The organism is Photobacterium rosenbergii (assembly GCF_033022775.1).
Taxonomy (GTDB): Bacteria; Pseudomonadota; Gammaproteobacteria; order Enterobacterales; family Vibrionaceae; genus Photobacterium; species Photobacterium rosenbergii_A.
On record NZ_JAWJZI010000002.1, the window covers coordinates 289,203 to 309,753 of the forward strand.

Genomic DNA, 20,551 nt, shown 5'->3' on the forward strand with positions numbered 1-20,551 from the left:
TGTGATAGTTGCATAAGTTTGCTGTATTTCTAGTTCAAATTTTGTTAAAAATACTGTTCGATGGAACGCGACTATGGAAGACGTTAAATTTTATTGCCTATCATTCTATGCCTATACCTTTTCGCCTTAAAGCGCTAACTCTTGGTTTATTCATCATTTTTTTTTGCGGTTTTGTTTCGCCGAAGGCGATGGCCGCTGGTGATAAATCCGCTCTGCAGTGCTATTTATCCAGCAAAGTAGACAGTGCTGATAATCCTTTTCTCAACTACTACAACTTATCTTGGGATAATCCTTCGCTTGCTAACAAGCAAAATGAGAATTTGCAAAGGCTTATCGAAGAAGGAGCCAGTTACAATGAGCAAGCTTTGTATTGGCTTGGCCGCTACAACATTGAACAGGCTGAAGACCGGGCGGACGTTGATATTGTTATTTTTATCGACCAGTTGGAGCAGGTTGCCCAGAAGTCAGGGGAAGCTTGGATGGACGCTGAGGTGATGTTCCTTGATGCTTTGACCTTAATGGATCAACGGGAGTATGCCCTGGCGCAGGTAAAGCTAGAGTCGGTAAAACTCCATGCCGAGCAAATTGGTTACCAATTACTGTTAGCGAGAAGTTTGAAATGGTTAGCCAATATTGATGTTGAGCGCTCAAATTACAATGAAGCCTTGGATAATTACCAAGCGGCCTATGAGATTTTCTCTTCTCGCTCTGACAATCAGCAACTGGCGAGGCTGCTTTCCAATATCGCATCGGTTTACATCAATATGGAAGAGTGGGAGACCGCCTCGCATTATAGCCAGCGAGCTTTCGAGTGGTACGGCCGAAGTGGAATCAATAACGCTTATGTTGAATCTATTTTGCATATCAATGCTGGTGTTATCGACAAATACTTGGGGAACGAGCGGCAGAGAAAGTTCCACGTTGATCAGACGCTGAAACTATCGGCTAAAACTCGTTCGGTGCGAATAAAGACGATCGCATTGATTAACTTATCTGCCTACTATTTGGATCATGGTGATGAGCCCTCTGCAATGACAGCTGCAGAGCAGTGCTTGGTCATGGCAAGGCGGCATGGTGGTAAGAATGGTATTTCGGCTGCCAATTGTAATGAGAGCCTTTCGGAAGCTTTTTATTCTTCGGGGCGAGCCGACCAGGCTCTTTATTATGCCAAACTGGCTTTGGCGGTCTATGAGTCGAATCGAATCCAACACCGGATGATCTATGTCTATGAGCTGTTGGCGAAGATTTACGAAAGTCGTGATGATTACCAGCAGGCTCTGCAATACTACAAAAAGTACTCGGAGTTAGGGCGTAGCTATCTTTTTGATATACGCAGGAAAGAGCTGTTCGATATGCAAGAACGCTACGACACGCATGTTAAAGAGAAAGAGATCCAGTTGCTCAAGGCAGAAAACGCGCTGACTTCATCAAGGTTAGCCGAGCGAAAGGCCAGTGAAAATATGCTCAAACTCGGTACTGCCTTGATCATTATCTTGCTTTACTGGCTATATCGGCGCTACTCCATGCTCAACAAAGATAAACAGGTTCTTGAGCAATCCAATGCGCAGTTAGAAACCCAATCAAACAGAGATCCGCTGACTATGCTGCATAACCGGCGTTTTCTTGAACGTTGGTTGAAAAATATGCCGATTGCCGACTATCGCCATGGCGGGTTGGTTGTGGTGATTGATATCGATCACTTCAAGAAGTTCAACGATGACTACGGTCACAATGTCGGTGATGAGGTGCTGGTGGAAATGGCCAAGAGGCTTAAGGCCGTGGTTCGTCAACGTGATGTGGTCGTCCGTTGGGGGGGAGAAGAGTTTATTATGGTTGTATCGTGTCGAGAGAGCGAGAGTGAACGAGTTCTCCAGCGAATCCAACGACAAATCTCCGCGGTAGACTTTTCACTGAGTTGCGGTGACTACTTGGTCACTGTGTCGATGGGGGCGATTTTTACCACGAGTGCTGCACAGCTCTACCAAGAGTGGGTATCTTTGTTGCTCACAGCGGATAGGGCCCTGTACCAAGTAAAGGCGTCAGGGCGTAATAACTACAATTTATCAACTAGTTATCAGTTATCAACCAGTTCGACCGCAACATGATGTTTGCGCAGCAGGGCTAAGTCGCTTTCATCGACGCCACTGTTGGTCACCAGCACCGAGAATTGGTCGAGTCTACCTATGCTGGTAGAGAAAATCTGACCAAACTTACTGGCATCGGTCAGCACGATATTGCGTTGGTTTTTGTTGAGGATGGCATTGGCGACGTCCGCTCGCATCATATCTCGGCTGGTGAAGCCGGTATCAGGGTGGAAGCCATCAATGCCAAGGAATGCGGTGCTGAAATGGGTGTGCTCAATACATAAACGGGTCAGTGGGCCAACCAGGCTTTCCCCCTGCGGTTGATAGATACCACCAAGCAAAATCACATCGCATTTGCTTTGGCGAATCATACCGGCAATATAAGCGCTGGGCGTGATAATAGTCACATCACCACGGTTGGCCAGTTCACGGGCAAGCAGGGCATTGGCGCTGCCGCCCTCAATCATTACGGTCTCCCCGGGTTGAACAAGTTCAGCGGCGCGCTGGGCAAGCTGTTGCTTGATATCAAATCGCACGTTCAACCTGTCATTCATATCATCGCTTTGCAGCGCAGTTGCTCCGCCATGGACGCGTTTCAAATAACCCTGCTTCTCTAGCTGGGTTAGATCTTGGCGTATCGTCACTTCCGATACCCCGGTATGGCTAGCTAACTCGGCGACTAAGACTCTTCTGTTTTGGTTTACAAGTTGCAGGATTTCACTGTGGCGTGGATTCATGACGTTTTCAATGTCCTTGTCAGCAACTACGAAGTCATTGAGATAAAAGCGGATAGGCCAAATAAAGCATTAGACTTTCGAATTGCTATTTCGAATGTATTTCTAATGAAAGTTTACCGTCTTTGAACCAACTTGTCATGGTGAGTTGTAGCCAGAAAGAACAAGGCATTATTGCTTTAAAGAACAGGGAGCTAAATAGAACCAAGCCCACCTTGCGTGGGCTTGGATGGAGTTGCAGCTTGGTAAAGGATTATAGGTTATGTTCGGTTCTTGCGATAATGTCATCCTGTGCTTCAGGCGACAACGCGGTAAAGAACGCTGAGTAGCCAGCTACCCTGACCACCAAGTCTCGGTATTGGTCCGGATTCTCTTTGGCTGCCAGCAAGGTATCGCGCGAGACGATGTTGTATTGTACATGCCAGCCTTTGTGGTGGCTGAAGAAAGTGCGCAGCAGCATACTTAGCTTGAGTTTGTCACTGTCAGAGGAAACCGAAGCAGGGCTTAGCTTCTGATTTAGCAATACACCACCAAGGATTTTGTCGGTTTTCAGCTTACCCAGTGAGTTATACACCGCCGTAGGCCCTTTGACATCAGTACCCGAAGATGGACTCGACCCTTCTGCCAGCGGAGCTCTGGCACGGCGACCGTCAGGAGTGGCCATGGTTGCGGCTCCGAAAGGTACATTGGCAGAGATACTGGATGTGCCGGCATAGTAACCACCACCGATGGGCCCTCGACCATATCGGGTGTTTTTGAAGCCAGACAGGGCGTCAATATACGCTTGGTAGGCTTGGACCAACATGTTGTCGACCATATCGTCATCGTTACCGAATTTTGGTGCGAAGTTTTGGAGGCGTAAACGAAGTTGTTCGCCTTTGCTGCCAGTAAAGTCGGAAGCCAGTGCTTCAGCGAGTTCAGGCTGGCTGATTTGCGGGTTATCAAACACCATATGTTTGATAGCCGCCAAGCTGTTGCCAAGGTTAGCTATGCCGACCTGTAGGCCAGATACCCAGTCATACTTGGCACCGCCTTCTTTAACTGTTTTACCTCGTTCAAGGCAGCTATCAACCAGCGAAGAGCAGAAAATATCATGCGCCTGTTGTTCGAGGACGGAATCGACAATGCAGTCAATCTCGATAGATTTTCGGGTGTAGTAAGTGACCTGATCACGCCAAGCCTGCATGATGTCTTCGAAGTTTTCGAAATTGCCTTTGGCCAAGCTTTTCTCGTGCGGCAAGAAGGTTTGACCCGTTGTCGCATCGCGGCCGCCATCCAGTGCTGCGAGCATGATACGGGCGAAATTCATAAAGCTCATGCCGGTACAGCGGTAGCCCCATTTACCTGGTACGGCGGTTTCGATACAACCGATAGCCGAATAGTTATACGCGTCCTCGCGTTCGACGCCGAGCTTGATGAACTCCGGAATAACGATTTCGTCATTGTTGAACGCGGGCATGCCGAAACCGCATTTGATTACCTCGATACAATCCATCAGGAAGGATTGGTCGAGCCCTTCATGATAGCGAACGCTGAGGTTCGGTTGGGTTGAGCGTAGCTGACCACAGGTTTCCAAGATAGCCAAGGAAAGGGAGTTAACCGCATCTTCCGGTTCACCCTGTTGATTGAGTTTTTGACCACCAATCGTCACGTTCTGGTATAGCGGACTACCTGCCGACGCCTTTGAGTGGCTGCCTGAACGGATCTTGTTCACTTCCAGCAGTTTCAACCAGCAGCTTTGTAATAGCTCCATGGCAAATTCTCGGCTGATATGGCCTTCTTGTTCGACATCTTTCTGATAGAAACGGTGCAGGTATTGGTCCATACGGCCAAATGATACAGAGTGGCCATTAGACTCGATCTGCAGCATCAACTGGACGAAATAACAAAGCTGTAGTGCTTGCCAGAAACTGCGTGGCGGGTTCGTAGCGATATGGCGACAGTTATTGGCGATGGTAAGAAGTTCTTCACGACGTTGCTGGCGTGGATCTTCTTTCGACATGGTCTCGGCCAAGTCGGCGTATTTGTGGATATGCTCTTGGATAGCAACGAGGACGATTTCGACAGATTTCAGGAACTGATCTTTTTTAAGATCTTCCCAACGTGAGAGGTCGAGCTGGCTGCGGTGATGACGGGTCTCTTCCAATAGACCGTCTAGGCCAATATTCAAAAGTTTCTCGTTATCCACTGCCAGGTGAGCATCACCTGATGTCATGTTGCCTTCGGCTTTGATTATGGTTGAGGCCAGGATGGCTTCTTGTTCTTCTGTGAACTGGCCATAACAACGATCCTGAACGGTTTTGCCGCGCCAGTATGGCGTTAAGTCGTGAATAGCTTGTTTATCTTCTTCGGTGACAGCAAAACCGGCCCCAGGGCGATCTGCCAGATCATCGATTTCTGCCTCGAGCCAGCGAACCGTATATTCGGGGAAAATAGGAGCCGCACGTACCTTACTGGCCTGGTTGCCAATGATCAGTTCATCGTGCTTGATCCAGATGCTTCGGCTCTTCAAGTGTTCAGCCAGCGCCAAGGCGCGCTGTACCACAACCGGCTTGTCTTCGTTGTCACGATAAGCGCGGGTATAAGCCTCGGCACGCTCGGTACAGATAGGCGGCGTTACAATGTTGATTAGCGCATGTTTATGGGCTTGGATGCGTTCGGGTAAGGTATTGAGTTTCATGGTTAGCCTCTAATCGTAATCGTCATTGGTTTGATCGGGTGTGATTCGCCATAAGCTTTGGCCCGCTCAAGCAGTTCAGGGTTGTTTAATGGCTGGTCCGCACATAGGTAAGGCATATCCAGCAAGTTATATTTGTTAATGCCCAGAGTGTGGTAGGGCAGCAAGTGCACAGCCTCGCAGCTATCTAACTGGGCGGCAAAATCGATAATGTTGCGAAGTTGGCTATCGCTATCATTAAATCCAGGTACAACAGGTACTCGAATGATCATGCGCTTGGCACGTTCTCCAAGTTGAATGAGGTTTTTGTGGATCCGGCCAAGTGAACCATGGGCCCATGCTTTGAAAATCTCGCTATCGGTATGCTTGAGATCAGCTAGCCAGCAGTCAATAAAGGGCAGGGCTTGCTCGACATGTTTCCAAGGGACATGTAGGCAAGTTTCAATAGCGGTATTGACCCCTTCATTCTGCAGCTTTTTAGCAATTTCGCTAACCAACTCTGCTTGCATCAATGGCTCCCCACCCGAAAACGTAACCCCACCGTTGCTCTGCTTATAGAAGGGTTTATCCCTCAACAATTGCTGGCAGAGCTGTTCGATGTCGGAATCTTCGCCGACAACACTGAGCGCTTGGCTTGGGCACACACCACGGAGGCTTTCGATCGTTTGCTGTTGTAGCTGATCCCGTTGAATCTGAATTCGGTTTTCTGAGTCTCGGAAAATGACGTTCACATAGTCAGTCTTGGCTGGTGATGTTTGCTTGATGCACTGATCACAATCATCAAGGCATAGTCGTTCATCAAACAGCAGTGAGAGTTTCTCGCTGCGACTTTCAGGATTCTGGCACCATGGGCACGCAAGGCTGCACCCCTTCAGGAAAAGGATCGTTCGGATCCCGTCACCATCATGGGTTGAAAAGTGCTGAATATTAAAGTGCATGGATACCTCACTCGTACTCTCTCGAATATGCATTTCACATTGCAGTAATGCTCTGTAGTTAGTAGTTAGCAGTTAGCCGTTAGCATTTTCAGATTTGGGTCGATATTGTGATTTTGTCTTTCGTTATTCGAAACAGTATAACTTTCGAATAAAATTTAATTTGATTGCGATCAAATTTTACTCGGCTTGGTAGCGTTATAGTGTGCCCAACGAAACACATTGAGGATGACACCATGATTGAGTATTACTTGGACACTGCGGATCTAGCTGAAATTAAACGCTTTAGCCACTGCCTACCTCTGCGGGGCATTACGACAAACCCGTCGATTCTTGCGAAAGAGGGAAAAGGACTGAATGAAGTATTGGCAGGAGCGGCAGAAATCCTAGGGCCTAACGCAAGGTTTCATACCCAAGTGGTCAGTACCACGGTTGAAGAAATGGTGGCCGAAGCAAAGGCATTAGATGCAATGCCGTATGATGTTGTGGTGAAAGTGCCTGCGACTGAAGTTGGTTTGGCGGCGATTCGTAAGATGAAACAAGAAGGTATCCAAGTTCTAGCTACTGCAATTTACAGTGCTTACCAAGGCTTCCTTGCTGCGATGGCTGGCGCTGACTATCTTGCCCCGTATGTGAATCGTATCGATGGTATGGGGACGGATGGTATTGCTATTGTGGCTGACTTACAGCAACTGCTTGATGCCAACCAGTGCCAGAGCAAGATTCTAGCCGCAAGCTTCAAAAATACCCGCCAGGTAACAGAAGTGATGAAACTGGGTATAGGAGCTATTACCGTCCCGACAGATGTTATGGGGCAAATGCTGGCAAACCCAGCAGTACAGCCTGCGGTCAATCAATTCTCTACCGACTGGCAAGGGCAGTTTGGCAGTAAACTTTCATATGAAAGCTAATTTGTGAACAGGGCATGATGGCCCTGTTATTTTTTCTACGCCTACAAAATGAAACCCCGCTCACAGATGTTTAATTGCATCACCGAGATTTTAATATGTTTTGATACACTCCGATTTTGCAAAATCAAAGGAGTGATCATGGAATCTTCTTACCACACATCTTCATCTATCCATTCCGACTCCTTAAATTTGGCACTAATGTCGAGTACTGAATTAGCCCTGCTTGGCCTTGCACCGCCATTGCCAAAATCTGATTGGCAGCTTGTGATTAAACCTTTGTCTGAGCTGACAAATGAGGTTGAATCTCTTGATGAGGATTACCATCAGGTTCAGGCGGTGATTGCAGATAATCAGATGGCAACTGCCCATAGTCGCCAATCTGATCAGGCAAGTGATATTGCACTGGAAGTGTACGTCAATGGTGAGGTAGCTGCAGTGGCGACATTTAGTCGTTACCTCGAAGATCCCCACAATCCGCGCAAGTCGTCAGAACTGTTTTATGAAGTCACGCTTCATACCATTTATGTAAAAGAAGCATTTCGTCAGCAAGGGCTTGCTGCCTGCTTGTGCGAGTTGATTATCAATATTGCCCGAACCGATTGTGATGGATTATTCCGCAAATTGGCTCAGCGATCTATTCAGCTAAAGCTTTGGTTTTCTGCACTGGCGATTACCCAAGGTGGAGAGGCGATTTGTGATCTGCTCAGTGAGGCCTTTGTTGAAATGGCCGATGATGTGATTGATGACTTGATTGAAGAAGGGGTACCAGTCCGCTATCAAGAACCGATGATATTTGTCGATTGCCTAGCTTGAATAAGTTCTGGAAAAAACAGTAGGAAGAAGCTCCCCTAAGCAAAATACTCGTTAGGGGAGAATTGGGTCTAGCTAGTGGTATGACGACTTAGTCGACGCTTGGCGTTGGCACGCGAGACTAAGTTGTCAAACAATGGGGCAAACAGGTTGGCAAACAAGATTGCCAGCATGATGCCTTCAGGGTAGGCCGGATTGACAACACGAATAAATACCGTCATTACCCCAATTAAGAGCCCGTAGGCCCATTTACCCTTGTTAGTAAATGCGGCGGAAACAGGGTCTGTCGCCATAAACAACATACCGAAAGCAAAGCCGCCCAAAACGAGGTGCCACCAGAACGGCATGGCGAACATCGGGTTAGTGTCAGAGCCAATCAGGTTGAGCAGCGTTGAGGTGATTATCATCCCTACCATGACGCCGGTGACAATTCGCCACGAGGCAATACCCATTAGCATGATCATCAACCCACCAAGCAACAAGAACAACGTTGAAACTTCACCGATTGAACCGGGAATATTACCGACGAAGGCATCCATCCAAGTGATTGCTTCGCCTGTGGCATTATGCACCATGGCGGTCGAGCCATTTTCAGCCCATTGGCTTAGTGCGGTCGCCCCGGTGTAACCATCAGCTGCGGTCCAGACCATACCGCCAGAGATCTCAGCCGGGTAGGCAAAATACAAAAATGCCCGGCCGGCTAGGGCAGGGTTGAGGAAGTTACGTCCGGTACCACCAAACACTTCTTTTGCTACCACTATCCCGAAGGTGATCCCCAGTGCCGCTTGCCACAATGGAAGGGTAGGCGGCAGAATCAAGGCAAATAGAATGGATGAAACAAAGAACCCTTCATTGATTTCATGCTTGCGGATAATGGCGAACAGCACTTCCCAAAAACCGCCAACAATGAACACGGTTATGTAGATGGGTAGAAAGTAAAAAGTACCGAGCAGCATGTTGCTTGCCCAACTGGCGGACTCGGATAAACTCCCCCCTAGAGCGAGAGTCGCTGAATATTGCCAGTTTTCACTGACTAGTTGCTGTATCTCTTCCGGTGAATACAGACTGTTTAGTGCAATAACAGTCTGGTTACCGACATTGTATAATCCCCAAAACATGGCCGGAAATACAGCTAGCCACACCATTATCATGATCCGTTTGAGATCGATGCTGTCTCTAACATGAGTTAGTTTGTTGGTAACTTGTCCTGGAGTGTAAAGCAGTGTCGCAAATGCTTCGTAAAGTGGAAACCACTTCTGGTACTTGCCTCCTGGCTCAAAGGCGTGTTCAAACTTTTCTAGTGTCGACTTTAGACTCATTGTTTAGCCCTCACGAAAATCTGGCAGGGGATTGCCAGCAGATTTATTGCTACTGCTACGGGCTGAGTGGGAAATTCGATTAGCAATGTTTTAACTATAACGCACCTTATGTACTCATCAAGCTAGTCGAAAAATCTAGTTTGGTGTCTCTTCGCCATATCTTTGCAAGATGAACCATACTGATAAGCAACGCGTACAAAGCACAGTACGGAAAGTATTGTTTTTATCCCAATACTTACCCAAGAAAAGGCGCGTCAGATTAGGTATTAAGGAGAAACCATGAATGAACTCGCGGTCGATCTTGCCAGGTTTCAGTTTGCCTTCACTGTTTCATTTCACATTATTTTTCCGGCTTTCACCATCGGACTCGCAAGTTATTTAGTCGTTCTGGAAGGCCTGTATCTCAAGACCGGCAAGCACAAATACATTGAGCTCTATCAGTACTGGATAAAAATATTTGCCATCAGTTTTGGTATGGGAGTTGTAAGTGGCATTGTCATGAGCTACCAGTTCGGGACTAACTGGAGTGTCTTTTCCGATAAAACTGGTCCGGTACTGGGGCCGCTAATGGGCTACGAAGTATTCACAGCCTTTTTCCTCGAAGCGGGTTTCTTGGGGGTCATGCTATTTGGTATGAACAGGGTTGGGAAAAAGCTCCATTTCATGTCCACCGTTATCGTTGCCATCGGTACCCTGATGTCAGCATTTTGGATACTGTCGGTGAACAGTTGGATGCAGACCCCCGCTGGCTATTCCATCAACGAACTCGGGCAGTTCATCCCTGAGGATTGGTGGGCCGTAGTTTTTAATCCTTCCTTCCCATATCGACTGGTCCATATGGTGTTAGCCGCGTTTCTGACTACTGCATTCGTAGTCGGTGGGGTGGGTGCTTATCACTTGCTTAAATCTCAGAACAACCATCTTGCTCGAACTATGTTCTCTATGGCGCTGTGGATGGCCGCAATTGTTACACCGATTCAAATCGTGGTGGGTGATATGCATGGCCTTAATACCCTAGAGCATCAACCTGCCAAAGTGGCCGCAATGGAAGGGCATTATGAAACTCAGCAAGGCGCACCATTGATTCTGTTCGGGTTGCCAAATGAGGAAACCAAAGAAGTCGATTATAAATTTGCTATTCCGCATTTAGGCAGCTTGATTTTGACCCATGAATGGAACGGTGAAGTCAAAGGGCTGGATGCCTTTCCTGAAGAAGACCACCCGCCAGTTTCCATTGTGTTCTGGAGTTTCAGGATCATGGTGGGGATTGGTTTCTTGATGCTGGCAATCGGTGTCTACAGCTTGTGGTTGCGCAAGAAAGGTGAGCTCTACCACCACACTATGTTCCACCGCTGCTGTATAGCAATGGCACCGGCGGGCTTTGTCGCCATTTTGTGTGGCTGGATCACTACAGAGGTAGGTCGTCAACCGTTCACTGTCTATGGTTTGCTGAGAACGTCAGAATCGATTTCTCCGGTGGATGCTGCAGCGGTAAGTGTGTCGCTGGCTGCATTTGTGCTGGTCTATTTCACTGTGTTTGGTGCTGGTTTCTTCTACTTGCTTCGCTTAATGCGCAAGCCGCCGACAAAATACGTTATGCCACCGACATCGAGCGTGCCGAATGTCGGTGATGAGGACAAAGAAAAACAATCATTGGCTTCTTCAAACAAATTGACTATGTGAGGCATAAGCTATGGATTACGCATTGATTTGGTACATCTTGATAGCGGTAGCCGTTTTCGCCTACGTCATTCTCGATGGTTTCGACCTTGGGATTGGTATCCTGTTTATTTCTGCTAATTCCACTAAAGAGCGGGATCTGATGATGAACAGTATCGCACCGGTATGGGATGGTAACGAAACCTGGCTTGTACTTGGCGGTGGTGGATTGTTTGCTGTCTTTCCTTTGGCGTACGCCGTCGCGATGCCAGCATTGTATGCCCCGATCATCATGATGTTGCTGGGGCTGATATTCCGTGGTGTCGCTTTTGAGTACCGCTTTAGGACCAAACGAGGGCAATTTCTATGGGACAGCTCGTTTTTCCTCGGCTCGTTAATGGCCACTTTCACTCAGGGAATGATCCTCGGAACCTTGCTTCAGGGGGTTAGTGTTACCGATAGGGCATACAGCGGTGGTTGGTTTGATTGGTTTACGCCGTTCAGTGTGTACTGTGGATTTGTGACTGTTTCAGCTTATACCTTGCTCGGGGCGTGCTGGCTGCTGATCAAAATGCCACATGGTATGCACCAGCGATTCTATGTGATTGCCAAGCGTTGTGCCCTCATCATGGTGGTGATGGTGGGTATCCTTAGCCTCTGGTTGCCATTGGGCAATGAAACCATTGCTGATCGTTGGTTCTCTTTCCCACAAGCACTGCTGTTCTTATTGATACCCGGTTGCTCGGCTTACCTTGTCTATTTACTATTTAAAGATTTGATGGAGCATAAGCCAGTGCAAGCCTATCTGGTGGTCTTGGGGTTATTTTTCCTGGCTTTCTTGGGCTTCGGGGTCAGTACTTACCCTTACATTGTGCCACATGCGATCACTTATGCTGATGCGGCTGCGCCGGATACTAGCCTGAAATTCTTACTCAGTGGTGCGGTGTTCTTACTACCGCTGATCATTGGCTATACGGCTTACTCCTACTGGGTATTCAGAGGCAAGCTCAAGGAAGATGAGGGGTATCACTAATGATTAATCCTTGTTTCAAGAGGTGGTTATGGTTTTTTGCTCTCTACCTTGGCGGCATTTTGGCAATTAGCCTGCTTGCAGTGGTGATTAAGTGGGCATTAGGCTGAAGCCATAACAAAGCCGCCATAATTTGGCGGCTGTACTTATTTAAGCGATTGAAACTTTAACTGCCTTTACTGAGTTCACCGGTAGCAGAGGTGTTAGCTGGCGTTGACTTCGAGGAAAAGACCTTCCCTAGCTGCTTTTCTACCACCTCTTCTGGAGCAATCAATTGGGTAGAGGATACCTTTTGCTTGTTCTCTTCATCCGGCTCAGACTCTCGCTGATCTATTCGCTGTTTGTGATCACGTCCGAGCATCAGCAAACATGGGGTCAGGATCAGGGTAAGTAAAGTGGCAAACGCTAGACCGCCAGCAACCGCTGTTGCGAGTTGTGACCACCATTGGGTGCTTGGCGCGCCGAACTCAACCAAACGGTTGATCAGGTCGATATTCATCTCAAGTACCATAGGCAGCAAACCTAGAATCGTGGTGATTGTAGTGAGCAGCACAGGACGCAAACGTTGCGCTCCGGTATGCATGATGGCTGCCACCTTATCTAGCCCGCTATGGCGAAGTTGGTTATAGGTATCAATCAATACGATATTGTTGTTAACCACAATACCTGCTAGTGAAATCACCCCGATCCCGGACATAATAATGCCAAACGGCCGCTGGAATATCAGCAGCCCCAAGAATACACCAACAGTCGAGAACAGTACCGCACTTAATATAAGTAGCGCTTGATAGAAACTGTTGAACTGGGTGATCAAAATCAGTCCCATTACCGCAAGGGCAACCAAGAATGCATTTTGCAAGAAGGCAGAAGATTTCTCCTGATCTTCATTTTGCCCGCGTACCGTCACCAGAGTCCCCTTGGCGAGAGGCATCTCCGTAATTGCTGCATTAATGACTGGCAGTTGCAGACTGAGGTTATAACCGGTCGCCATATCGGCCATGACTTCGATAACTCGTTTGCCATCGAGGCGGTTGATAGTGCCTTGCTTAGGCGATGGAGTAATACTGGCAAAGTTGGTGATAGGTACCATGCCATAGAGGGTTTTCACCCTGAGCTCATCAAAGCGACCGATATCCCTTTTGTCTTCTGGGTAGCGAACGAGGATATCTACTTCTTCGTCGGTATCATCGGGCAGGAACTCACCAATCTTCAGGCCGTTGGTCACGAACTGTACCGTATTGCCGACCAGGGTGGCATCACCGCCAAAACGGGCTGCATCATCACGGTTGATGTTGATTTCCCAATCGATACCTTCTTTATCGGCGGTATCTGAGATATTGGTGAAAGCTTGATGGGACTCTAACCAGTATCGGACTTGCCGAACGGCATCATTCATGTCTTCGGTGTTGTTACCGGACACCTCAATAACTAAATCATGCTCACTTGGCGGTCCCGCTTGCGGAAACTTGAATTCAAGCTCAATCCCGGCAATATCAGCGGTTTTCTCGCGCATCTCTGCAATGATGTCTTTAATTGGTCGACGCTCTTGCCAATCCAGAGGGTTCAACTGGATCTGGCCGATTTCATCACTGCCCCCAGTGCGGGTATAGACACTTTTAATCCCTGCCGTGCCCATGATGCGTTGCTCTATCTGGCGCATTAACGCATCTTTCTCAAAAATCGATAAGTCGCCATGAGAGCGTGCTTTAATCGTAAAGTGAGGCGGGTCTACCTCAGGGAAGAACACCACGCCAAGGCCCGCCTTACTGTATGCAAAGCCGACGGCAATAGCGAAGACAAAAGCGGCAATTAGGATCTTAATCGGGTGCTTGATAGCCACGGCCAAGCTGGATAGATAGAGTTTGGTGATCCCTTTGGCTTGATTGAAATCGCCTTTTTCCATCGCGATTTTACGTTCTTGCTCCCGCTTGGTGGTGTACTGCGGTTTACCTAGTACGCTACCCAATACAGGGACAAACAACAGTGCCATCAATAGCGAGGCGGATAATGTTGCGATCAGAGTTAAAGGCAGATAGCGCATGAACTCGCCGGTGGTATCTGGCCAGAACAGCAATGGGGCAAAAGCTGCGAGGGTGGTTGCCGTCGAAGCCGTGATCGGCCATGCCATTCGCTTGGCGGCTTCTCGATAAGCTTGTTTGCGGCCTGTCCCTTCCTGCATTTTCCGATCGGCATACTCGGTTACAACTATTGCGCCATCTACCAGCATACCGACGGCCATAATCAGCGCGAAAAGCACGATCATATTGACCGTGACTCCACTCACCGCCAACATCAAAAGACCTGTCAGGAAAGCGCCGGGAATCGAGACGCCAACCAAGAAAGCGGTACGGGTTCCCAGTATCGCCAAGATGACAATCACTACCAGGATAATGGCCGACAAGATGTTGTTCTGAAGGTCATTGAGCATGGTCTCGACTTCGTCGGATTGATCAAGGGTGTACTCAACCAATAAGTTATCGGGCCATTCTGCTCGTTTTTGTGCTTCTTCGATGACGGCTTTGACGATATTGACTGTTTCGATAATGTTTTCGCCAGCACGTTTTTTGACATCCAGAACTACAGCAGTATCGCCATTGAGACGAGCGAAGCTGTCAGGATCTCGGTATGCACGGCGTATAGTTGCTACATCGCCGAAGGTGACGACTTTATTTCCGTCCACTTTAATTGGCAGTTCAAGGATGTCTTTCAAGGAGTCGAATACAGAAGGCACCTTGACCGAAAATCGTCCGTAACCAGTATCGACAAAACCTGCGGCGACGACGCGGTTATTACGGGCAACGAGGTTAAATACGTCTTCTTGGTCGAGGCCATAGCTTTCCATCAACAATGGTTCGACAAGCACTTCGACGACATCTTCACGGTCACCGGCGATATCTACCTCAAGGACTTGCTTGAAGCTCTCCAGTTTATCCTGTAGTTCACGCGCTATTTGAATCGTGGTTCGCTCGGGGACAGTGCCATAAAGAACCAGCGACAGTACCGGTTCAAAACTGGCTAGGGTAACCTCATGAACGGTCGGCTCATCGGCATCTTCGGGAAGTTTGGGCTTGGCCAGATCTACTGCTTCACGTACATCGGTAAGTGCGGTGTTGATATCGGAGCCAACAATGAACTCAAGTGTTACCGAGGCATGACCTTCCGACGCCACGGCACTCATCTCTTTGACGCCTTCAATGGAGCGCAGTTCTTTTTCCAAAGGCCTAACAAGTAAGCGCTCGGCATCTATCGGACTAATCCCTTGGTGGCTTACCGAAACGTAAATAACAGGAATAGTAATATCCGGGCTAGATTCCTTGGGGATGACCCGGTAGGTAATGATACCTGCTAGCAAGATCAGAACCAGCAAGGTGAGCATGGTACGAGAGCGGTTTATCGCCGCGTCTATGATGGCAAACATTACTCACTCCCACTTTCTTGAGCTGAACTCGGGCGCACAGGAATCACGGTATCACCATCTCTAACAAATCCTTGGCCTGTGGTAATGACATCGACAGTTTTATCGGTTCCACCAAGCCAAACACCATCAGGCTCAACCTTGACGATAGAGATGGGCACGAAGTGGACTTTATCGCCTTCAGCCAAGGTTTTTATCCCCAAGTTGCCTGCTTCATCAAGCGCCAGCATGGAAGGGGTAATTTTTATCGCCAGTTCAGTCGCCAAGATCAACTCTAGGTTGGCGCTAGTACCCGCTGTGAGAGTCATTTCAGGATTACTGATTTCCACCTCAATCGGGTAGGTGTTAGTCGATCCGTCGGCGACAGCTCCACGAAAACTCAGCTGGCCGGAAGTGGTAAATCCTGTTATCAAGCTGACTTCAGCCGGCTGGCGCTTGTAAATTTTGTCGATATGTCGCTCGCTGACATCTGCACTTATTACAAGAGGGTCTAAGTCGACAATGGAAATGACTGGGTCACCCACACCAAGGTAATCCCCTTTTTCAATATAGAGGAGCTCGATGATTCCGTCGAAAGGTGCGTAGATTTCGGTGTTTCCCAGGGCAAGTTCTAAGCTTTTGACCAGAGCTTTGGCTTCGATTAGGTTAGCCTCGGCTTGGCTGAAGGCAACCTCACCTTGTAGTCCTCTATTTTTCAATGATTTAGATGCATTGAATTCCTGATTTCTTACTTTAAGCAAAGCGTTTGCACGAGCAAGTTGTAGTTCGCGATCTGCTTTATCGAGCTGAATCAAGGCTTGGCCGGCCTTGACATGCTGTCCTTTACGGACCAATAAGCTGTCTACTTTACCGGCAACTTCAGCGCCGAGAGTGGCTTTGCGATTGGGGGCAGTACGACCATATAAGGAAAGCGTACGAGTAACAGGTTGGACGGTGAACTGCTCAATGACCACTTTAGCCAGAGGGGGAGCGGTAGAGTTATCAGGACCTTGTGCCGCTGGAACCTGTGTGTCAGATGGGGTCTTTTGCTGGCCACTAAATAACCAAAGACCGATACCGAGCAAAATAAATGCGGAGAGTATCCAAGGTTTACGTCGAAATTGTTCCTTGATTGAAATCATCTGTTACTGTCCCTAGTAAGCAAAATATCAGTATGTGTTGTTAATAACGAGTTATCAAAAATGCTTTAACAACAGCTAATTGCATACTAACAATAATCAGCTTGAATGTTAATTTGAAGAATTTGACGTGTCTCGCTTAATACAAATGGAACATTGGTCGCTTATAGATTAAGTGATTTATCAATAGCTAGTGCCACTATGAAGGAACAAATCACGATATCGGTTTCCTCGATACACGGATCTAAACACTTTCAGCTGAGCAATAAGGCTCAGCGTAACTTACGCTGGATGGCAATTTCCGCAGTGACGGTAACGCTAACCGCGGTAGGTTGGATGGTGTACCTGAAATCAGAAGCCGATGACGCGAAATATAAACAAATGGAGTTGGAAGCCCAGTCATCAACATTGACTGAGGAACTTGAACAGCTGAAATCGCTGAAATTCGACCTAGAAGCCGATCTGGATGCTCGTGAAAATAGGTTGAGCGGTGTTTCGGACCGACTGCATGAGCTCGAAGCCCTGTTGGGCGTCGATGTGACCGGGGAAGTCGATGCTATCGAGCAACGTTTGGATGTTGCTGCGATTAACTCTGCCGTTCGTACCGCAATTTTAGAGAGTTTGCCCAATGGTGCGCCCGTTCTGAATGCCAGGCAGTCTTCCCAATTTGGTTATCGCGTACACCCGGTGACAGGTAAGAGGCGCTTACACCGTGGGTTGGATTTTGCGGTTAATACCGGTACGCCTGTTTATGCACCAGCAGATGGTGTAGTGGAAACTGTTCGGCCGAGTAAAGAGGGCTCCGGTAACTTCCTGCGATTGCAGCATACCTTTGGCTTTTCTTCTTCTTATTCCCATTTAAACAAATTTGCCGTTAAGGCTGGTGACTTTGTCAACAAAGGCGATCTCATTGCCTATTCCGGTAACTCTGGTTTGTCATCCGGGCCTCATCTGCATTATGAAGTGCGATTTGTTGGGCGGGCGTTGAATCCTCGGCCTTTCGTGGATTGGAGTTTGGACAATTTTGAGCATATTTTTGAAAAAGAGAGAAATATTCAATGGGCATTTTTAATAAACAAAGTGGAGCAGCAAGTCAGCAAACAACTACAACTGTCATCGCAGCGGGATGTGACATCCAAGGCGAACTCAAGCTAAGTTGTGACATGCAAGTCGATGGCCACATCGACGGGACATTGAAGTTAGAAAAAGGATTGGTTGTCAGTCTAAGCGGCAGAATCAAAGGTGAAATCTGGGCGGATAAAATCATCGTTAACGGTCAAATAGAAGGGGTATGCCGAGCCAATGCCATCGAGATTTTAGATAAAGGCGTGGTCTCGGGCAGTATTTACTGTGATAACCTGAGTATTGACCGGGGCGGTAAATTCTTCGGCACGACGTTCCCGGCTGAAACGCAGCATGTTGTTGAGTTTACGCCAAAAGGAAAGACTGAAGAAAAGACGGCTAAGGGCACCAATGAGAAAAAAGGTGACGAACAAAAGCTGAAAAAGGCGCAATAACAAGGCTAAATACCGGCGCTTCACTGTCTATAATTATATTTTAATTAAGCCGCGTATTTTCAAATCGTTAAATCATTTCTCTATCAGACTGATGATTGAATTGCGTCGCTTGGTTAGGCCAATCCTTCAGACTTTGAGGCGCAATGATTTCCATCAAGCAACTTAGCTATGCACTCGCCGTAGAAAAAACCTTACATTTCAAGAAAGCTGCCGATTTCTGTTGTGTTAGCCAATCGGCGCTGAGTGCTGCGCTCAGCGAGTTGGAAAAGCAACTCGGACTACAGGTTTTCGAGCGTAACAATAAACAGGTTCTGGTGACACCTATTGGCCGGGAAGTGCTTAAGCGGGCAAAAGATATTCTATTGCAGATAGAGGACTTGGAGCATCTGGCCGGCAGTAAGAGCGAACCGCTGAGTTTTCCTATGAGCGTTGGAGTTATACCAACGATTGCGCCCTATTTGCTGCCACTGATCTTTCCTGCTCTCAACGTTCGTTGTCCTATGGCACAAATAAATGTCGTGGAAGAGCAGTCACAACAGCTGGTCGATATGGTCAGGAACGGTGAAATAGATACAGCTATATTGGCACTGCCATATCCCTGTGAAGGATTATTGAGCTTGGAGTTTTGGCAGGAGGATTTCTACTGGGTCACCCTGAAAGGTTCTATGCACTCACACCAAACAGAGATCACCAGTGATGAAGTGACTCAAACTCGTTTGATGTTGCTAAAAGAAGGGCACTGCCTTAAAGATCATGCGCTGGATGTGTGTAAATTGACAGAGCAGCGGGCTAACCATGGCTTTGGCGCGACGAGTTTGAATACATTGATCCAGATGGTGCAGGGCGACTTGGGAACGACCTTGATCCCCGCGATGGCCAAAGAACAGTTAATTGCGGCTAACGATCAGCTATCCGTCATTCACCTCAATGAACCTGGTCCACATAGGCGCATTGCGTTCGTTTTTCGCCCTAACTATACCTGTATGTCGAGCATCGAAGTCTTGGCAGATATTTGTAAATCTGCCTTATTAGCTCATTGATTTCAAAGGGTATAAATTACCCCTGATAGGTTTTCTCCAAATAAGCCACAATATCCGCTGACTCGAACATCGCTTGATTAGTGTTAGGATCCATCAGGAACGGCACCTGCACATTACCGTATTGCTTGAAGAAGGCCTCTCGCTTGGTATCGGGCAATGGCTGATAAGGCTTCAGGCTCCAGCGCATAGTTGCTGGTCCCATGTCTGATACTTGTTGTTTGCCCAGGTTAATCAAAATGTACGTTATTTCCATCTCACACAGCTTTTCACGCACCATCCTAGCAAAAGGGCTGGACTCAAAGCTGTATAAAATCAAAGGCAGCTCTGGCTGATGGGAAGGTTGGGCTTGAGTTCCTGAATTAAAGCGAACCTTAGATGCCAGTGTTGAACTTACTTTATTGGTGACTTTACCAAGCAAGGAAGTCGAGGCTTTGACAGGCCCGTAATGTTGGTTAAGGTGTTTGAGAATAGATTTCGCGCCCTGCATGGCTTTGGATTGGTTATTATCGACAAAGACAGGTGGCTGGATGTCATTTCCTTTACCAGACTTGGTCTTCAGCGCTTCGAGGTTCTTGCCGCCTCTGGGACAGGGCACAATCAGAATATCTAAATTCAACTCGGTCAGCGCTTCACGGACCTGCCGGCATTCAGCATTATTCTCTTGGTCAAACAGCACGAGTGTTTGATTTGGCTGCTTGGTTGTTTTATCCGCCACGGTGCCATGCCAGCAGCGATAGGTTGAAGCAAGCAGGGAGGTGGTAATGTTTAGGAGCTGATTCATTGTTAACCTAATTCCTTTTGGTAAGAACAACGCATTGAATGATAAATTGCTGGTGGGTATATCTATTCTAGTCGATAAAAGACAAATCATTCAGTGATTTACATTGCATGATTCACATCATCCAGCGCTTTGTGGTATGTGGCTTAGTCAGGAAGGAGAGCTTAAAAAGCAAAAAAGCCTGTTCCGAAGAACAGGCTTTCATAAGTGGTGGGCGATACCGGGCTCGAACCAGTGACCCCCTCCTTGTAAGGGAGGTGCTCTCCCAACTGAGCTAATCGCCCGAATAAACGCTTGGGAGCCTCAAAGAGGTAATGCGTTTATTGGAATTTGGTGGGTCCGGGCGAACTCGAATCGCCGACCCCTACCATGTCAAGGTAGTACTCTAACCAACTGAGCTACGGACCCAAATTTTGTGCTTCTTAGTGGTTAAGTAAGAAGTTGGTACGACCGAGTGGACTCGAACCACCGACCCCCACCATGTCAAGGTGGTGCTCTAACCAGCTGAGCTACGGTCGTACTGT

Annotated in this window: 14 protein-coding genes, 3 tRNA genes and 1 pseudogene; 8 read left to right on the plus strand and 10 right to left on the minus strand. The window is 47.8% G+C overall.

The genetic code is table 11. The features are described from left to right. Positions 1-188: 188 nt before the first annotated feature. On the plus strand, positions 189-2,105 hold the full coding sequence (locus tag R2X38_RS05500; protein ID WP_317521172.1) for a tetratricopeptide repeat-containing diguanylate cyclase: 1,917 nt from the start codon (positions 189-191) through the stop codon (positions 2,103-2,105). On the opposite strand, the gene R2X38_RS05505 is transcribed toward R2X38_RS05500, so the two are convergent. The 3 genes from R2X38_RS05505 to R2X38_RS05515 all read right to left on the minus strand — a co-directional run bounded on the left by R2X38_RS05505 (position 2,075) and on the right by R2X38_RS05515 (position 6,433). After that, positions 2,075-2,821, minus strand: a complete 747-nt coding sequence (locus R2X38_RS05505) for a DNA-binding transcriptional regulator YciT (RefSeq protein WP_317521173.1) — start codon at positions 2,819-2,821, stop codon at positions 2,075-2,077. The genes R2X38_RS05500 and R2X38_RS05505 overlap by 31 nt on opposite strands. 250 nt (positions 2,822-3,071) lie before the next feature. After that, complete coding sequence (locus R2X38_RS05510; protein WP_317521174.1) at positions 3,072-5,498, minus strand: formate C-acetyltransferase/glycerol dehydratase family glycyl radical enzyme; 2,427 nt, start codon at positions 5,496-5,498, stop codon at positions 3,072-3,074. Between the two features lie 2 nt (positions 5,499-5,500). Next, the gene (locus R2X38_RS05515; protein ID WP_317521175.1) at positions 5,501-6,433 is read right to left on the minus strand and encodes a glycyl-radical enzyme activating protein; all 933 of its coding nucleotides are present in this window, start codon (positions 6,431-6,433) and stop codon (positions 5,501-5,503) included. A 233-nt stretch (positions 6,434-6,666) separates the two neighbouring features. On the opposite strand from R2X38_RS05515, the gene R2X38_RS05520 reads away from it, so the two are divergent. Both R2X38_RS05520 and R2X38_RS05525 read left to right on the plus strand, forming a co-directional pair. Beyond that, positions 6,667-7,341: a fructose-6-phosphate aldolase gene (locus R2X38_RS05520; protein ID WP_317521176.1), complete on the plus strand. Its 675-nt coding sequence runs from the start codon at positions 6,667-6,669 to the stop codon at positions 7,339-7,341. 138 nt (positions 7,342-7,479) lie between these two features. Then, a complete protein-coding gene (locus R2X38_RS05525) occupies positions 7,480-8,154 on the plus strand; it encodes a GNAT family N-acetyltransferase (protein WP_317521177.1) in 675 nt (224 codons plus the stop codon). Between the two features lie 68 nt (positions 8,155-8,222). Here R2X38_RS05525 and R2X38_RS05530 read toward each other — a convergent pair whose 3' ends face one another. Further along, positions 8,223-9,470, minus strand: a complete 1,248-nt coding sequence (locus R2X38_RS05530; RefSeq protein ID WP_317521179.1) for an NADH:ubiquinone reductase (Na(+)-transporting) subunit B — start codon at positions 9,468-9,470, stop codon at positions 8,223-8,225. A gap of 279 nt (positions 9,471-9,749) precedes the next feature. On the opposite strand from R2X38_RS05530, the gene R2X38_RS05535 reads away from it, so the two are divergent. After that, complete coding sequence (locus R2X38_RS05535) at positions 9,750-11,153, plus strand: cytochrome ubiquinol oxidase subunit I (RefSeq protein ID WP_317521180.1); 1,404 nt, start codon at positions 9,750-9,752, stop codon at positions 11,151-11,153. 10 nt (positions 11,154-11,163) lie between these two features. Further along, positions 11,164-12,162: a cytochrome d ubiquinol oxidase subunit II gene (cydB, locus tag R2X38_RS05540; RefSeq protein ID WP_317521181.1), complete on the plus strand. Its 999-nt coding sequence runs from the start codon at positions 11,164-11,166 to the stop codon at positions 12,160-12,162. A gap of 331 nt (positions 12,163-12,493) precedes the next feature. Here the strand turns inward: cydB and R2X38_RS05545 are convergent. Both R2X38_RS05545 and R2X38_RS05550 read right to left on the minus strand, forming a co-directional pair. Beyond that, positions 12,494-15,577 (minus strand): annotated as a pseudogene (locus R2X38_RS05545) (efflux RND transporter permease subunit); the annotation flags it as partial. Next, on the minus strand, positions 15,577-16,695 hold the full coding sequence (locus R2X38_RS05550; RefSeq protein WP_317521182.1) for an efflux RND transporter periplasmic adaptor subunit: 1,119 nt from the start codon (positions 16,693-16,695) through the stop codon (positions 15,577-15,579). The gene R2X38_RS05550 and the pseudogene R2X38_RS05545, both read right to left, overlap by 1 nt. Positions 16,696-16,893: 198 nt before the next feature. Between R2X38_RS05550 and R2X38_RS05555 the strand changes: the two genes are divergently transcribed. The 3 genes from R2X38_RS05555 to R2X38_RS05565 all read left to right on the plus strand — a co-directional run bounded on the left by R2X38_RS05555 (position 16,894) and on the right by R2X38_RS05565 (position 19,249). Next, positions 16,894-17,847 carry a M23 family metallopeptidase gene (locus R2X38_RS05555; RefSeq protein ID WP_317521183.1) on the plus strand — a complete coding sequence of 318 codons (954 nt, stop codon included), beginning with the start codon at positions 16,894-16,896 and terminating at the stop codon, positions 17,845-17,847. 8 nt (positions 17,848-17,855) lie between these two features. Then, complete coding sequence (locus R2X38_RS05560; RefSeq protein WP_317521184.1) at positions 17,856-18,209, plus strand: polymer-forming cytoskeletal protein; 354 nt, start codon at positions 17,856-17,858, stop codon at positions 18,207-18,209. A 143-nt stretch (positions 18,210-18,352) separates the two neighbouring features. Then, positions 18,353-19,249: a hydrogen peroxide-inducible genes activator gene (locus tag R2X38_RS05565; protein WP_317521185.1), complete on the plus strand. Its 897-nt coding sequence runs from the start codon at positions 18,353-18,355 to the stop codon at positions 19,247-19,249. A gap of 16 nt (positions 19,250-19,265) precedes the next feature. On the opposite strand, the gene R2X38_RS05570 is transcribed toward R2X38_RS05565, so the two are convergent. The 4 genes from R2X38_RS05570 to R2X38_RS05585 form a co-directional block, all read right to left on the minus strand. Next, entirely contained in the window at positions 19,266-20,030 is a 765-nt protein-coding gene (locus R2X38_RS05570; protein ID WP_317521186.1) for a glutathione S-transferase N-terminal domain-containing protein, read from the minus strand. Between the two features lie 205 nt (positions 20,031-20,235). Next, positions 20,236-20,311, minus strand: a tRNA-Val gene (locus tag R2X38_RS05575). Positions 20,312-20,358: 47 nt separating this feature from the next. Next, positions 20,359-20,435 (minus strand) — tRNA-Val (locus tag R2X38_RS05580). A gap of 34 nt (positions 20,436-20,469) precedes the next feature. Beyond that, positions 20,470-20,546, minus strand: a tRNA-Val gene (locus R2X38_RS05585). Positions 20,547-20,551: the final 5 nt, after the last annotated feature.

Bases quoted from the DNA above. Each gene is read 5' to 3' on its own strand.
- R2X38_RS05500 (WP_317521172.1), top strand. From the start codon at position 189: ATGGCCGCTGGTGATAAATCCGCTCTGCAGTGCTATTTATCCAGCAAA.
- R2X38_RS05505 (WP_317521173.1), bottom strand. From the start codon at position 2,821: ATGAATCCACGCCACAGTGAAATCCTGCAACTTGTAAACCAAAACAGA.
- R2X38_RS05510 (WP_317521174.1), bottom strand. From the start codon at position 5,498: ATGAAACTCAATACCTTACCCGAACGCATCCAAGCCCATAAACATGCG.
- R2X38_RS05515 (WP_317521175.1), bottom strand. From the start codon at position 6,433: ATGCACTTTAATATTCAGCACTTTTCAACCCATGATGGTGACGGGATC.
- R2X38_RS05520 (WP_317521176.1), top strand. From the start codon at position 6,667: ATGATTGAGTATTACTTGGACACTGCGGATCTAGCTGAAATTAAACGC.
- R2X38_RS05525 (WP_317521177.1), top strand. From the start codon at position 7,480: ATGGAATCTTCTTACCACACATCTTCATCTATCCATTCCGACTCCTTA.
- R2X38_RS05530 (WP_317521179.1), bottom strand. From the start codon at position 9,470: ATGAGTCTAAAGTCGACACTAGAAAAGTTTGAACACGCCTTTGAGCCA.
- R2X38_RS05535 (WP_317521180.1), top strand. From the start codon at position 9,750: ATGAATGAACTCGCGGTCGATCTTGCCAGGTTTCAGTTTGCCTTCACT.
- cydB (WP_317521181.1), top strand. From the start codon at position 11,164: ATGGATTACGCATTGATTTGGTACATCTTGATAGCGGTAGCCGTTTTC.
- R2X38_RS05550 (WP_317521182.1), bottom strand. From the start codon at position 16,695: ATGATTTCAATCAAGGAACAATTTCGACGTAAACCTTGGATACTCTCC.
- R2X38_RS05555 (WP_317521183.1), top strand. From the start codon at position 16,894: ATGAAGGAACAAATCACGATATCGGTTTCCTCGATACACGGATCTAAA.
- R2X38_RS05560 (WP_317521184.1), top strand. From the start codon at position 17,856: ATGCAAGTCGATGGCCACATCGACGGGACATTGAAGTTAGAAAAAGGA.
- R2X38_RS05565 (WP_317521185.1), top strand. From the start codon at position 18,353: ATGATTTCCATCAAGCAACTTAGCTATGCACTCGCCGTAGAAAAAACC.
- R2X38_RS05570 (WP_317521186.1), bottom strand. From the start codon at position 20,030: ATGAATCAGCTCCTAAACATTACCACCTCCCTGCTTGCTTCAACCTAT.